Here is a 14,452-nt window from a genome sequence, read left to right on the forward strand (position 1 = left end):
ATTGATGTATGAGGTTAATTATGTGCAGCCTTAAAAATGGAAATATCCATATTGCCGTCAGCCCGTTGTCCTGGGCAAATGAAGTCATTGAAGAGTTTGGTCGAGACGTGACGGCTGACATTTGCCTGACAGGTGCCGCCGCCGCCGGATATGACGGCGTGGAAATGAGTCGACTTTTTCCACGGGAGGCGGCGGCGTTATCAGCGATGTTAGCTAAACATGGTTTGAGACATGCGTCGGGATGGCACAGCGGATTGCTCAGTGAACGCTCGGTAACCGACGAACTGGCAGCCGTTGCGCCTTTTGCTCATCTGCTGAAAGAGACGGGGGCGAAAGTTCTGATATACGGTGAATGCGGGCATATGCCTGAAAATGCGCTTGATATCGGGATGCGCGCCCGCCTTCGGTTAAACCCGACAGCGCTTCAGGCCTATGGCGACAAACTCACAGCATTTGCAGATGCGCTGGATTCAGTTTATGGGCTGAGCCTTGCCTACCATCATCATCTGATGATGGTGGTGGAAACATTGGAGGAAGTGAGAGCCCTGATGTCTGTCACTGGTCCGTCGGTGGGATTGCTGGTTGATACCGGACATGCGTTCGCTGCTGGTTTCGATTACCGCATACTGCTAAGCGAATTTACCCGGCGCATTAATCATATTCACCTTAAGGATGTTCGCGGTGAGATACTGAGACAGGTACGCGATAACGATCTCAGTTTTAATCAGGCGGTGAGGAAAGGCCTGTTCACCGTGCCAGGTGATGGAATTATCGACTTCTCGCCGCTTGTCCACTTCGTTAACGAAACGCAATACCAGGGATGGATTGTGGTTGAGGCGGAGCAGGATCCTTCTTTTGAACCGCCGGAAATAACCGTTTCCCGGGCCAGACAGTTCATTCTTAATACATTTTCGCTTTAAAAGAGGCCCGGCAAAGCGAGCCGGGCCTCTTCTCTGATCAGGGCAGTGCGTATGCCATAACGTAGTCACCCCGATTCTTGTTTGTTCCGGTGCGCGTCGCACCACCATCAACCACGACAATATATTGCCTGCCATCTTTACCAATGTAGCTCATTGGGACACCCTGTCCGCCGACAGGCAAGCGTGAACGCCACAACTCTTTACCCGTATCGCTATTCAAAGCGCGAATATAGTAATCAAGCGTGCCATGAAAGAAGGTCAGGCCTCCGCCGGTGACCAGCGGACCGCCCAGGGTGGGCATACCAATCGGAACATGCAAATGGGGAACAATACCTTCGCCTGGAAAGATACCGTGAATGGGAGCATCCTCAATGCTGCCCACAGGCACCTGCCATTTCGTTTTACCGCTCGCCAGATCGATTGCGGTCATGCTGCCAAAAGGTGGTTTGAAGCAGGGTGTACCCAGTGGTGACAGGAACATTGAGCGTTCCACGCCCCATGGCGTCCCTTTTTGTTCGGAGTATTCACCTTCTGTCGACGGCACCAGGCCGTGTTCAGCTGCTTTATCACGCCTGATAAACTGCCCCCACATCGCCATCCGGATATCGTTAACAATCAATGTGCCGGTTGACGCGTCCAGCGCGCCGCCGCCCCAGTTGAACCCGCCATAATATCCAGGCCAGATGAGCGTGCGTTTTTTATCGGAAAGTGGCGTCCATTCACCCTCCCAACGCATCTTTTTAAATTGCACGCGACAATAGAGTTGGTCGAAGAGTGTTGCGCCCCACATATCGGTTTCTTTCAGTGGCTCAACGCCAACAGACAGTGATGAATAAGGCTGCGTCGCTGCCACCTGCATACCCGGCATCACATCGGTTGGGACTTTGCGATATTCTACCGGTGCCACGGGCTTGCCATCGCGACGATCAAGCATGAATATCTGACCTCGCTTTGTCAGTTGGATCACCACCGGGATGGTGCTGCCGTCTTTACCTGGTAAGTCGTACAGAACAGGTTGCGAGGAAACGTCGTAGTCAAACTGGTCGATATTGGCAGTGCGAAAATACCACCGCAATTTGCCGGTTTTCAACTCAATGGCGACGATGGCGTCATTGAACTGATTGGAGTAGGGATGGCGATTACCAGTCCAGAAATCCGGTGTCTGGTTACCTGTCGGGAAATAAGCCAGCCCGAGTTTGGGATCATAGGATGCCGTTCCCCAGAAATTCGGCGTTTCGCTTGCGTAATGTTCACCGGGTGGCAACGGGGTGCTGTCGTGTGGACGTGATACATCGAAGGCCCACAGTAATTTTCCTGTCAGTACATCGAAACCGCGTACCACACCGGAAGGTTCACCGGTGGACAGGTTATCATTTAGTTTTCCGCCGACCATGATCACACCGTCTGCCACCAGGGGAGCGGACGTCAGATAGTAAGAACCTTCTTCCGGACTGTTGCCAATTCCCGCCGTCAGATTGACAAAACCCCCTTCGCCAAAGTCATGGCACAGCGTGCCTTTTTCAGCATCCAGAGCAAACAGACGACCATCGTTAGTATTGCTGATTATCCGTTTGCGGCAGGCGGTTCTTTCGGCTATCAGCGCCGTATCAGACGAGGTATTTCCTGGCACGGATAAATCCACGTAGCTGACTCCACGACAGCGCTTCCAGCCTTTATTGCTGGCTGTTTGTTTCATTTTCGGATCGAAGCGCCAGCGCTCTTTGCCTGTGGTCGGGTCCAGAGCAATGACCTTATTTAACGGCGTACAAAGATAGAGGGAATCCGCTATTTTTATTGGGGTAACCTGATACTCAGAACCATCGATTGCCAGATCTCCGGTGCGATAAGTCCACGCCAGTTTCAGGTCTTTGACATTATTTTTATTGATCTGGTTAAACTGCACATACTTGTCACCACTCAGATTTCTACCCCATGCAGGCCAGTCATTGGCCTCCACTTTTCCTGCTTCCGGATAGATCACCCTGGATACCTTACCATCTGATTCAACTTCTGCATGAGGCACAAACATGCCTGCCAGCAGTGCGACGAATGCGACGAAATAAACGCCACAGATACTGAGGGCGACTTTGCAGCTTAGCGGCTGGCGGTCATCTTTATGTTTCAGCAACGGTATGCAGAGAGAAATCAGAATTCCAAAGCCAATAAATACGATAACGCGAGGGAGAAATTGCCAAAAATTTAACCCAATTTCCCAGAGCGCCCATGCAATGCTTATCGCTGTCATCGCAAGCGTAACTGGCAGGGCCATGAATTGCCGACGAAAAAGCAGAATGGCCGTAAATAACCAGATTATTCCAGTAAACAGGTAGAACCAGGAACCGCCAAGTGCAACCAGACAGGCTCCTCCTGCACCTGAACTAAGGCCAGCCAGGGCAAGCACTATTCCGCCAGCGGTGGGCAACCATCGCATTTTTTTCATTTTTAAGGTATCCGTTCGAAAAGTGTGAAAAGACTCTTGAGAAGTCCGCTACATTTCGCTCATGTGAGAATTATTCTCACATGAGCGAAATGAGTTATTTTAGATCAAAATAAAAACAAAATGACGCATCAATGTCTCATTTATTTAACATTATGAGACATTTTAAGAGGTGTTATGAATCGGAGCTTTTGCCGGAGCAGAGCAAAGCAAGATCGGGTAACATTGGTGAAAGGACTCAGTCAGGCAGGCCATTATTGATGAACCGTAAACCCACCATGAAAGAACTTGTTGCTGCGACTCAACTCAGCAGGGCCACTATCGATCGTGTGTTGAATCACCGACCGGGGGTCAATCCCAAAACGGTTGAAGCCGTGCAGCGTGCTTATTCATCATTATTGGTGGAGGTTGCCGGAGAGGTACAAACCAGAACATCTGAACAAAAGTCCTCTTTCTCCGTAGTGGTACAGGCCGGAGAGGAGTACAACGAATCACTGAAAGCTGCCGCTGCTGATATCAAAAATCAACTTGATCAACGTGGGATAACGCTAAATATTTCAAGCTGTTCAGATGTTCAGGATGAAGATGTTGTTCGTTTACTTGAGCAGCAGGCCACCATGTCAGATGGCATTGCCGTGGTAGCCAAAAATACGCCAGCGATTAATGCCACCGTGCAGAAACTCAGACTGGCTGGAAAACATATCGTTGCGCTTGTCAGCGACCTTGATCCAGATGCAAGAGATGCGTATGTCGGCATCAATAACCGTGCGGCAGGGCAGGCGGCGGGTTTTATACTGGGCAGGCATTTACAATATTGTGCAGATGCTAGCGTGGCGGTGATTGTTGGTACGCTCTCCTACAGCTGCCATGACGATCGTGAAATAGGTTTCAGAGCGCAAATACGTCAGTCTTTTCCGTCAGTTAACGTTTCTGAGGTTATTTCAGGTAATGACAATACGCAGCAAACCTATGATGCAGCGATGCAACTTCTCAGAAGCAATCCCGGACTGAAGGCTGTTTATAACGTTGCGGGTGGAAATCGCGGACTTGCTGCCGCGCTGGATGAGTTCAGCACTGATTTAAGACCTGTTCTTATTACTCATGAGGTCAATACGGTGACACGAAAACTCATTCTGGCGGGGAAAATTGATTACATTATCTCTCAGGACATCTCATTGCTGCTTGAAAAAACAGTGCAAAAACTTGTTGACCTGAAAATGAATCAGTCTGGCTCTTCCAGCGTGTTTATGCCGATTGACATATTCACGCGCTTTACGCTGCCCTGAAGTTAAAAAGCATCACTTCCGTAGCGATATAACCTTCTCATTTGAGGAAAGTGAACTGGCTGGCATTAAGGATCCAGGCTGAGCTGGTAATATCAGGCACCCGTTCATCGTTTCACTATATGGTCTTACTGGCAGAGTAATTCAGCGCAAAATGTTCTCATTTCGCTATTCTGAGGCTGCTATTTTTAAGGGTGAGAGTGATTGTTGCCCTGTTGATGAGGCCGACTGTGATGCTACGATTGCGGAGGCTGTTGCGCAAAAATCCAGCGTGCTCTACATTCTCATCATGACTATGGTAAAACTTCAACAAGTACGATTCACTCAGTACACCACGCAGCTTCGCTGCTCTCAGCCCCTCGGATTCAGTTGGTTAAGCCTGAGCGACATGAGCTTCTGCTTAACGACGCTTCTCCACCCTCACTGAACATGAATTTTTTTCATGTTCAGTGAAATTAAATCACTTTTTTTCAGGCGATGACTCAGGCATAACATGTGCAATGTTACTGACTGGCATTCAATGTTACCAACTATAGATAACATGAAGGATTGTTAAAGATAAGCTGAGAAAATAAACCTTGAAACTTCTGTCAGCCAGTCAGCAGATTCATGATTTACATCAAAAATTAGGGTGCCGGATTACAATGACTAAAGCGTTTACTTTTACTGTTAAGAGCCTGTGTTTCGACGAAAACTATAATCCGTCCAAAAATACGCGCATCACTACCAACTTTGCTAATCTGGCCCGCGGTGAAAAACGTCAGGAAAACCTGCGCAATGCGCTGACGATGATTGATAATCGTTTCAATGCATTAGCAAACTGGGATAACCCCAAAGCGGATCGTTACTCTGTCCGTCTGGAAATCATTTCGGTTGAATTAAATATTGAGGGTGACGGCAAAAGTGACAGCTTCCCGGTCATTGAGATTTTAAAAACCAATATCGTTGATCATAAAACCAGTCAACAGATTGAAGGTATCGTGGGGAATAACTTCTCTTCATACGTTCGCGATTATGATTTCAGCGTGTTGTTGTCCGAGCACAATAAAAATAAATCCGGTTTCAGTACGCCAGATGATTTTGGCGATTTGCATGGCAATATATTCAAGCGCTTTATCACGTCAGATGCCTATCAGGACAACTTTAAAAAATCACCGGTTATCTGTCTGAGCGTTTCAAGTAAAAATACCTATCGCCGGACCGGTAATGAACATCCTGTACTGGGCGTTGAATATCAGCAGGATGAGTCTTCGCTGACCGATCACTACTTTAATAAAATGGGTCTTCAGGCCCGCTATTTTATGCCGCAGGGTAGCGTTGCGCCTCTGGCATTTTATTTTGTTGGCGATCTGCTTAACGATTACACCAACCTTGAACTTATCGCTACTATCAGCACGATGGAGACATTCCAGAAGATCTATCGTCCTGAAATTTATAATGCCAATTCTGCCGCAGGGAAATGCTATCAGCCCAGCCTGAATTACCAGGATTATTCTTTAACTCAGATTGTCTATGATCGCGAAGAGCGTAGTCGCTTAGCCGTCGAGCAGGGGAAGTTTACTGAAGAGCACTTTATTAAACCTTACCAAACTGTTCTTGAGCAATGGTCTGCTAATGCCGTTCTTTGATTAAACAAAATACAAGGTTATTCGTTATGAAGAAGTTATTACCTACATCAACTGCCGGCAGCTTACCTAAACCCTCGTGGCTTGCACAACCTGAAACACTCTGGTCACCCTGGAAATTGCAGGACAGAGAATTAACCGACGGCAAGCTGGATGCGCTGCGTCTGTGCCTGGACGATCAGCTGCGGGCGGGGATTGATATCGTCAGTGACGGTGAGCAGACACGCCAGCATTTTGTCACCACCTTTATTGAGCACCTGAGCGGCGTCGATTTTGAAAAACGTGAAATTGTTAAAATTCGCGATCGCTATGAGGCCAGCGTGCCTACTGTATTTGCCGAGGTGGCTCGCCAGAAACCGGTGTTTGTCGACGATGCCCGCTTTTTACGTCAGCAGACCAGTCAGCCAATTAAATGGGCGCTGCCAGGGCCTATGACGATGATCGATACCCTGTATGACGGCCACTATAAAAGCCGTGAAAAACTGGCCTGGGAATTCGCTAAGATCCTTAATCAGGAAGCCAAAGAATTAGAAGCTGCCGGTGTGGATATTATCCAGTTTGATGAGCCGGCATTTAACGTTTTCTTTGATGAAGTGAATGACTGGGGTATCGCCACGCTGGAAAGAGCCATTGAAGGGCTGAAGTGCGAAACGGCGGTGCATATTTGCTACGGTTATGGCATTAAAGCCAATACCGACTGGAAAAAAACGCTCGGCACCGAGTGGCGGCAATATGAAGAGATTTTTCCTAAACTGCAAAAATCCAATATCGATATTGTCTCACTGGAATGTCAGAACTCGCATGTTCCGATGGATCTGATTGAACTGATTCGCGGGAAAAAAGTAATGGTTGGCGCGATTGATGTGGCAACCAATACCATCGAGACGCCGGAAGAGGTCGCCAACACACTTCGTAAAGCGCTTCAGTTTGTTGACGCCGACAAGCTTTATCCCTGCACTAACTGCGGCATGATCCCGCTGCCGCGTCATGTCGCTATGGGCAAACTGAATGCATTAAGTGCCGGTGCCGAAATCGTGCGAAAAGAGCTTGGCTGAGTCATTCCCTCAGATTTAACAACGTAGTCCGGGTTGGCGATAAGCTTAATCGCCAGCCCTTTTCATTCCCTGGTGTGCTGAGTGACCGGCGATATGGCAGTAATCACTGATTAATCACCACCTGGACTTTCACCGCACATCCCCCCTCGTTAGGCTGTTCTGCGATGTTGATGCAAATAACTTTCCCGATTGAATGCCGCTGTTAACCGCGCAAGCAAATGCTACGGTCGGCGAGGGCGTCTGAAACTGTTCCCGGAGTAATGCAAATGAAAGGCTCGTGTTTGTGTGGCGCGGTGGAGTTTGACCTGTCCGTTAAACCGCAGAAGTTTTACCGCTGTCACTGTTCGCTGTGCAGGAAGCAGAGTGGCGTGGGGTATAACCTGGCTACGCTGGTAAAGCGTGATGATTTTTGCTGGATAAAAGGAGAGGGCAACATCACCTCATGGAGCCGACCATCGGGTTATCGCACTGATTTCTGCTCATTGTGCGGCTCGACCGTGCCAAACAGCTTACGTAACCTGCCTTATCTGTGGCTGCCGGTTGGCCTGCTGAATGACGCTGTTGAGATGGAGTGTGTCGGCGATTTTTGCACGGACGATGCGATGCCCTGGGATAAAACGCGCTCGGCTGAGGAGCATGGCGGTCCGGTAGCCTCGCTGGCATCGCTGTTAAAGCAGCTGGGTATATCTTAAACCTTGCTGTGCGGTGGTTGAGCGGACATATCACCACGAGGGATAAGTAGCCGCAGCACTCACGTGCACATCCCTACGTATCTGTGTGCCAGGCTGACTGTGTTTATTATCAAATACGCAGCCCTGACGGCGCGCAGCATTCCCGCGCTGCTGGCTTAAGCGCAAGAATGAAGAGGACGTAATGATCACTTTATGCAAAACCTGCGGCACATCCTTTGAAACAACCGATACCCCTCCAGAGCACTGCAACATCTGTGAAGACGAACGGCAGTATGTTCCCGCGACCGGGCAGGAATGGGTCACTTATGACGCCCTGTGTGCTACGCACACCAATAAGTGGAAGCAGCATAACGACTCACTCTTCAGCATCAGTACCGTGCCTGATTTTGCGATTGGTCAGCGCGCTTTTATCCTGCGCACCCCACAGGGCAACATACTGTGGGACTGCATTGCCACGCTCGACGACGCCACGAAAATGCTGATAACGTCCCTGGGCGGGCTGAAGGCTATCGCCATATCACATCCTCATTACTACACCAGCATGCAGGACTGGGCTGAAGAATTTAACGCCCCGATTTATCTTCATGCCAGTGACAGGCAGTGGGTGATGCGGGACAGCCGCTGGATAACGTTCTGGCAGGGTGACACCCTCCAGCTGACTCGTGACGTGCGGGTGATACGAGTTGGTGGACACTTTGACGGCGGTTGTGTACTGCACTGGGCGCGAGATGACGGCGCGGTGCTTTCCGGCGATATCATCCAGGTCACTCCTGGCGCCCGTGGTGTCTCTTTTATGTGGAGCTACCCCAATTTGCTGCCGTTACCAGCGACAACCGTCAGTGATATTACCCGGCGGCTGAGTTCGGTGAAATTTAAGAAACTCTATGGTGCGTTTGAAGGCGATGATGTCACTGAAAATGCGGATGATATTGTGCGTCGTTCAGGCGAAAAGTACATTTCCTGTCTCAGATAAACGCTGAATATCTATGGCCTGCTACCGGTAATGTAGCAGGTTAATCTCCGCTTCCGGCTTGTGGCTGCTGGGCCTCGTCCCTGCTATCCGATACGACCCTGAGCGTGAAGCTGAGGTTCTGGTCACCCCCACTGATATTCCTGGTGCGCAACATGACATCGTGGCAGCGGCTGCTGCGGGTGTTCTCTGATAAAAACCACGCTCCTTGCTCAGAACGTTGTCAGCTTCAACCAGGTAGTGAAGTGTTGGGGTAGGAAGCCTTTAGCAACCACATCACCTGCACTTTTAAAATCCATCTGGTCTGATTTCAAACATTTGAAGAGGTTAGAAACCCCCTGAATTAAAACGCCCGTTATTTGTAAATTATTTTAATGATTTCCAGTTAATGCCGATAACTACGATGAGCGGGATCGATAAAATCTTAAGCAGAGAATTTAAATGATTTGAAATTATAGGGTTATGAAAAATGAATCATCTGAAACTTAACAGTTATTTCATGAATTTTAAGGTGGGCTCCAAGCTCGGTGTGGGTTTTTTCGTGGTAATTGGTGCCCTTATCATTACGGCGCTGGTTGCTTCAGGCTGTCTTGACACCATTCAGGATAACTCGGCAAGACGAAGTCTTACCATCGAGATGAACAGCACATTTGGCACGGCCCGCCTTAATCGCACCCTGTATCAGTACACCAATGAGCAGCAGTATGCTGATAAAAATGCCGAGGCGCTAAAACAGCTGAGAAGTCAGTACGATAAGCTGGCGCAGTTTAAATGGGATTCAGAGGGAAATACGTTTCTTAAAGGCATTGAAGAAGCGATGAACGGCTATGGAACGCAAAGAAACATCCTGGTTGATTATATGCAGCGCATGATGGCAATGGCCGCCTCGTTACAGCAACTGCCGTATCTCAGTCTTGCAAAAAGCATGGATTCGGTTGTTGAAGGTGGAACGCTGGCTGCTGATACCTCCTCTTTACTGGAGCGTTTGTCGTCACAGCTTAAAGAAGTCAATCTACTGCTGCTGGCTTTTACCAAAGTCCCGGAAGATAACAGCAGAGCCGCGCTGAACACCGCCCTTGGCGATGCCAGAAAAACGGCGGTGATGCTTGAAGAGGCTAAAAACCCGGCGTTATCCGAAATCACCTCATCGGCCCTTAACATTATTGATAAGGTTTCGTCTTCAGTTTCTCCCTTTGAAACGCTCTGGTCTGCGCATCATACGGCGGCAAAAACGCTGGTAGCCCGGGGTGAGGATTTTGACGCCTCTCTGGCAAAAATGTTTGATTATCAAAAGAAAATATCTTCTGATTTTATCAAAATGGCGCAGATTAAAATTGGCGCTCTGTCGTTACTGGCCGTCATCATCAGCGTTTTATTTGCCTGGCGCATCACCCTGAGTATCAAGCGGCCGTTGTCGCAAACGCTCAGCATGGCACGCAGGATCTCTGAGGGCGACCTGACGCCGACCACGGTAAGCGATCGCAAAGATGAGCTCGGGCTGTTGATGCAGGCTTTTGATGATATGCGGATTAAGCTTGAAGAAATAATCAGTAACGTCCGCAACGGCGTGTCGAACGTCAACAGCGCCGCCTCAGAAATCGCGATGGGAAATGAAGATTTATCATCGCGTACAGAACAGCAGGCTGCTGCGGTTGTGCAGACAGCGGCCAGTATTGAGCAACTGACCTCAACGGTAAAACTCAACAGCGAGAATGCGATTTGTGCCAGCAAGCTGGCCGGAGAAGCTTCGTCGCAGGCCACCCAGGGCGGTCAGGTTGTCAGCGGGGTGGTTAATACGATGGAAGAAATCAGGAAAAGCTCCTCACGCATTTCTGAAATAACCCAGGTAATCAATGGCATCGCTTTTCAGACCAATATTCTGGCGCTGAATGCCGCCGTTGAAGCAGCCAGGGCGGGCGAAGATGGAAGAGGTTTTGCTGTCGTTGCGGGGGAAGTCAGAAATCTGGCACAGCGGAGTGCAACGGCTGCTAAGGAAATAGAAGGGCTTATTCAGGAGTCTGTCGGACAGGTTAATACCGGCGCTGCACAGGTTGAAAATGCAGGTAAAACCATGAAGTCCATCATTGATGCTGTGGCTCAGGTTAATGAGGTGATGAAAGAAATCGCCACCGCTTCCGATGAGCAAAACCGGGGGATCGGTCAGGTCAGTCAGGCAATGACTGAAATGGATACCACCACGCAGCAAAATGCCGCACTGGTTGAGCAGTCAGCCGCAGCGGCAGGATCTCTTCAGGAAGAAGCCGGACGTCTGGAGCAGGCGGTTGCGTTCTTTAAAACGAAATCTGTTCTGGTGTCATCTGTACCACCGGCTGCCATCAAAAAACTGCAAAAACCGGTTGCGGCTCTCTCGCACTCTTCAACGGAAAACTGGCAGTCATTCTGAGGTGACAGGGGCTGAAATATGCTCCGTATGATATTATCACAGGCCGCGCCAGCGGCCTTCAATCAGTGAAGCGGCAATATTCTGCATGGATTATTAGTCGATTTTATTTTTAAAAATACTAAATAACAATAGATTACAATGTTCAGGACAGGTGAAATGAAAGGTCTCTGGAAAGACAATGCTGAATCGATAAGTACTTTCATTTGTGAAGATGCATCCGTTGAGGATATAGGGTCTTGTGAGAATCAGACTGGCTTCAAATTGCCAGTTTCTTATATTTCTCTGATGGCGGGACATAATGGCGGTTTGCTGCGAAAGAATGTTTTTCCACAGCAGGATCGTGACGGTAACGTTATAAAATATTTTATCTGCGACTTTCTCAATGCTATTGGTAGCAAAGGTGAGTTTTCTCTTTTGTCTGACTGGAGTCAGTGGAAACGTCCGGGTTACAAAAAGGGTGTGCTTATTGGCCTCCATATGCCTGACAATGGTCACGGTTTGCAATTTTACCTTGATTACTCCCTGTGCGGTGCTCACGGCGAGCCGCGAGTGATAGTTCACACACTCTCCAGGAAAAATGGCAAGCCAAAAAATGTTGAGATTGAACTTGCCGAAAATTTTGAAGCGTTTGTTCGGGGTTTAATACAAAAACCGAAGGTTACCCCTTTTGATTTCGTCAGTTTTAATGCCGAGCTGAAGAAAAGAGTTAATGATGTGTTTATGCACGCATTGAAGGAAATCAAAACCAGATATATTAATAGTTTTGCCCTCTACACGGCAGAGGACGCGTCTTTTATCGATGTCGCATTTAATACGCAAGAATATTTAAATAATGTCTCCAGTAGCAATAAAAGAGCCTTAGAACATTACTCAACCGACGACTGGGAGTATCAGGGCGAGGAGTGCATAAAATGTCACTGCCTGTCAGAGTTATCCACTCAGTTACGAAAATACGCTATGTTGCAGGTTACCCAGTCTTCACTGAATAAGTTTCGTAATCAATTAATTGATAACTGTGTTGCCGTCCTCATGGAGCTTAAGCAGGAAGGTTTTTTTAAAAAACAAAACTCAGAAAACATTTTTATGCTTGTTGATATTACCGGTGGTGAGTTACCTGCATCAAAAATGAAAAAGATCATCAGCCTGTTAAATTTATTTCGCTAAATGATGAATTTCTTTCTTCAGTTGGCAGTACGGGATAGGTTTCAGTAATAGCTGATCGACATTTTTTCCTCATCGGCGGCGTGCTAATCGCCCATCACACGCGACATGGTGATGGTGCCTTAAATGAGTATCAGTAACTGCTGGTAAGCTCAACCGGGTAAGTTAGAGTCACATTAGTCAGGGTATAAACCTGTGGGCGGTTTATGGTCCGAAGCGGACAAGCTGGCTGAGCTGAAGGTCTGCTTTGAGCGAATAGCAGACATTGTGCGAATGACTCTCATTCTGCATGCTTTAGGTATCGATTACCAAGCCAGAATGTATACTGTAGACACTATGTCCTGCTGAATTCGTCAGGTTTTTATGTCTGGAAGAACTGAAATACCCGTGCCCGGTGACTGGATTGATTTTCGTCGTGATACAGATACTGGAATTGAAAGTGTAAACGCACACTTTAAAGGCCATGCGTACGACAGCCATGACCATGAGGAGCTTCTTCTTGGGGTTACTCTTCAGGGTAGCCAAAGGTTCAGCTGTCATCGAGAATTACATACGAGCACACCGGGTAAAGCTATCCTCATTGAGCCTGGGGCAGTTCACGATGGTTATGCAGCGCAAGAAAATGGATTCACGTATTCCATGCTGTATATTCCCCAAAAATGGATATCAGAAAATCTGCAAAAACACAGCACTAAAGATGTTTCAGTAGTGGAGGCAGCTTTTCAAAATACTCTAACAGATGACCGTGGCCTGATTATGGCGATTATGCAGGCATTTAATGCTCTTCACCGCAATGAAGGAAGGCTTGCACGGGATGAAAGTCTGGAATTGTTACTTTCACACCTGATGCCCCATGTCGATATTAAGCCAGCAGTAGAATTTAACGATTCATTAATTCGAATGAACAGAGTTAGGGATTATCTAATTGCTCATCTCGACAGTAATCCAGGACTCGATGAACTGGCCAATATAAGCGGAGTTGATCGGTTCAGACTAAGCAGACAATTTAAGTCTGCCTTCGGTCAGTCCCCGCACGCTTATCTTGTCAGATTACGCCTTCGCACGGCCAGGCAACTTTTAGCCAGCGGAATTTCTCCATCAATGGTTGCGTTGCAAACAGGTTTTGCCGATCAAAGCCATCTGGGGCGCTGGTTCAGGCGTGCTTATCGAATGTCCCCAGCTTCCTATCAAAAGCACTGCTCAAACGTTCTATCTTGATAACAAGTCAGTATGCGACCATGCCTTGTTCGTATCGCAGACAGGACTATTATTTATGACGTTTGATACCAAAATTGCATTTATCGTCAGAGATGACTTACCAGCATGGCAGCGACTAAATGTAGTGGCATTTCTGGCAACGGGAATCGCCTCAGCTGCTCCTGAAATTATGGGGGCTCCCTATATTGATTCACTAGGTCGTACTTACGGCAACATGTCCGGCCAGCCAATGCTGATTTTTCAAGGGGAACTTGAAAAATTACAGGCAGTTCACAGGAAAGCTCTGGAACGGGAAGTTACGATCATCCCTTATATTCATGCAATGTTCTCCACCGGGTACGATGAGGCTAACCGGGAAGTATTTATGGCGGCAGATGCGAACAACCTCGATTTAGTGGGACTTGGAATCAGAGGGCCAAAAAAGGTCGTCGATAAGATAATTAAAGGGTTATCCCTTCATAGTTAATTTAAGGAACTGAAGATGTATTACTACATCTTTACGTTTCATCTATGCAGGGGATTGTAATTCCCTGCGATATTCTTTAACTCACTTTTCTAAATTTGAATGAAATACTCGACATTACGACTTTTTTCTAAATAGCTGCGCGGAATAGTAGATCACTTTAAGGGAACTCAGCCCGGATTGTGCGATCTGATCAATCGCCAAATCAAAACAAATCACCAACC

General features: G+C 47.9%; 11 protein-coding genes. 10 read left to right on the top strand and 1 reads right to left on the bottom strand.

All coding sequences use genetic code 11. The annotated features are described in order from the left end of the window. Positions 1-20 precede the first annotated feature (20 nt). Positions 21-920: a myo-inosose-2 dehydratase gene (gene iolE / locus BG55_RS18780; protein ID WP_052018962.1), complete on the top strand. Its 900-nt coding sequence runs from the start codon at positions 21-23 to the stop codon at positions 918-920. Positions 921-957: 37 nt separating this feature from the next. On the opposite strand, the gene BG55_RS18785 is transcribed toward iolE, so the two are convergent. After that, positions 958-3,360 carry a membrane-bound PQQ-dependent dehydrogenase, glucose/quinate/shikimate family gene (locus BG55_RS18785; protein WP_034940813.1) on the bottom strand — a complete coding sequence of 801 codons (2,403 nt, stop codon included), beginning with the start codon at positions 3,358-3,360 and terminating at the stop codon, positions 958-960. Positions 3,361-3,617: 257 nt separating this feature from the next. Here BG55_RS18785 and BG55_RS18790 point away from each other — a divergent pair, with 257 nt between their 5' ends. From BG55_RS18790 to BG55_RS18835, 9 genes are all read left to right on the top strand, one after another. Further along, positions 3,618-4,643 (top strand): LacI family DNA-binding transcriptional regulator, encoded by a 1,026-nt coding sequence (locus BG55_RS18790; protein ID WP_034940816.1) that lies wholly within the window; start codon positions 3,618-3,620, stop codon positions 4,641-4,643. Between the two features lie 641 nt (positions 4,644-5,284). Then, complete coding sequence (locus BG55_RS18800; protein WP_034940822.1) at positions 5,285-6,268, top strand: DUF1852 domain-containing protein; 984 nt, start codon at positions 5,285-5,287, stop codon at positions 6,266-6,268. A 26-nt stretch (positions 6,269-6,294) separates the two neighbouring features. Further along, on the top strand, positions 6,295-7,320 hold the full coding sequence (locus BG55_RS18805; protein ID WP_034940825.1) for a methionine synthase: 1,026 nt from the start codon (positions 6,295-6,297) through the stop codon (positions 7,318-7,320). Positions 7,321-7,586: 266 nt separating this feature from the next. Continuing rightward, a complete protein-coding gene (locus tag BG55_RS18810) occupies positions 7,587-8,012 on the top strand; it encodes a GFA family protein (RefSeq protein WP_034940827.1) in 426 nt (141 codons plus the stop codon). A gap of 181 nt (positions 8,013-8,193) precedes the next feature. Further along, a complete protein-coding gene (locus tag BG55_RS18815; protein WP_034940828.1) occupies positions 8,194-8,985 on the top strand; it encodes an MBL fold metallo-hydrolase in 792 nt (263 codons plus the stop codon). 496 nt (positions 8,986-9,481) lie between these two features. Beyond that, the gene (locus BG55_RS18820) at positions 9,482-11,386 is read left to right on the top strand and encodes a methyl-accepting chemotaxis protein (protein WP_235192801.1); all 1,905 of its coding nucleotides are present in this window, start codon (positions 9,482-9,484) and stop codon (positions 11,384-11,386) included. A gap of 156 nt (positions 11,387-11,542) precedes the next feature. Next, positions 11,543-12,550, top strand: coding sequence for a DUF4303 domain-containing protein (locus tag BG55_RS18825; RefSeq protein WP_034940833.1), 1,008 nt, complete (start codon positions 11,543-11,545; stop codon positions 12,548-12,550). Between the two features lie 360 nt (positions 12,551-12,910). Further along, a complete protein-coding gene (locus BG55_RS18830) occupies positions 12,911-13,765 on the top strand; it encodes an AraC family transcriptional regulator (protein WP_034940836.1) in 855 nt (284 codons plus the stop codon). Between the two features lie 55 nt (positions 13,766-13,820). Further along, positions 13,821-14,231 (top strand): DUF2000 domain-containing protein, encoded by a 411-nt coding sequence (locus tag BG55_RS18835; RefSeq protein WP_034940839.1) that lies wholly within the window; start codon positions 13,821-13,823, stop codon positions 14,229-14,231. Positions 14,232-14,452 lie beyond the last annotated feature (221 nt).

Source organism: Erwinia mallotivora, assembly GCF_000590885.1.
Taxonomy (GTDB): Bacteria; Pseudomonadota; Gammaproteobacteria; order Enterobacterales; family Enterobacteriaceae; genus Erwinia; species Erwinia mallotivora.

Bases quoted from the DNA above. Each gene is read 5' to 3' on its own strand.
- BG55_RS18800 (WP_034940822.1), top strand. From the start codon at position 5,285: ATGACTAAAGCGTTTACTTTTACTGTTAAGAGCCTGTGTTTCGACGAA.
- BG55_RS18790 (WP_034940816.1), top strand. From the start codon at position 3,618: ATGAACCGTAAACCCACCATGAAAGAACTTGTTGCTGCGACTCAACTC.
- BG55_RS18835 (WP_034940839.1), top strand. From the start codon at position 13,821: ATGACGTTTGATACCAAAATTGCATTTATCGTCAGAGATGACTTACCA.
- BG55_RS18820 (WP_235192801.1), top strand. From the start codon at position 9,482: ATGAATTTTAAGGTGGGCTCCAAGCTCGGTGTGGGTTTTTTCGTGGTA.
- BG55_RS18830 (WP_034940836.1), top strand. From the start codon at position 12,911: ATGTCTGGAAGAACTGAAATACCCGTGCCCGGTGACTGGATTGATTTT.
- BG55_RS18815 (WP_034940828.1), top strand. From the start codon at position 8,194: ATGATCACTTTATGCAAAACCTGCGGCACATCCTTTGAAACAACCGAT.
- BG55_RS18785 (WP_034940813.1), bottom strand. From the start codon at position 3,360: ATGAAAAAAATGCGATGGTTGCCCACCGCTGGCGGAATAGTGCTTGCC.
- BG55_RS18810 (WP_034940827.1), top strand. From the start codon at position 7,587: ATGAAAGGCTCGTGTTTGTGTGGCGCGGTGGAGTTTGACCTGTCCGTT.
- iolE (WP_052018962.1), top strand. From the start codon at position 21: ATGTGCAGCCTTAAAAATGGAAATATCCATATTGCCGTCAGCCCGTTG.
- BG55_RS18805 (WP_034940825.1), top strand. From the start codon at position 6,295: ATGAAGAAGTTATTACCTACATCAACTGCCGGCAGCTTACCTAAACCC.
- BG55_RS18825 (WP_034940833.1), top strand. From the start codon at position 11,543: ATGAAAGGTCTCTGGAAAGACAATGCTGAATCGATAAGTACTTTCATT.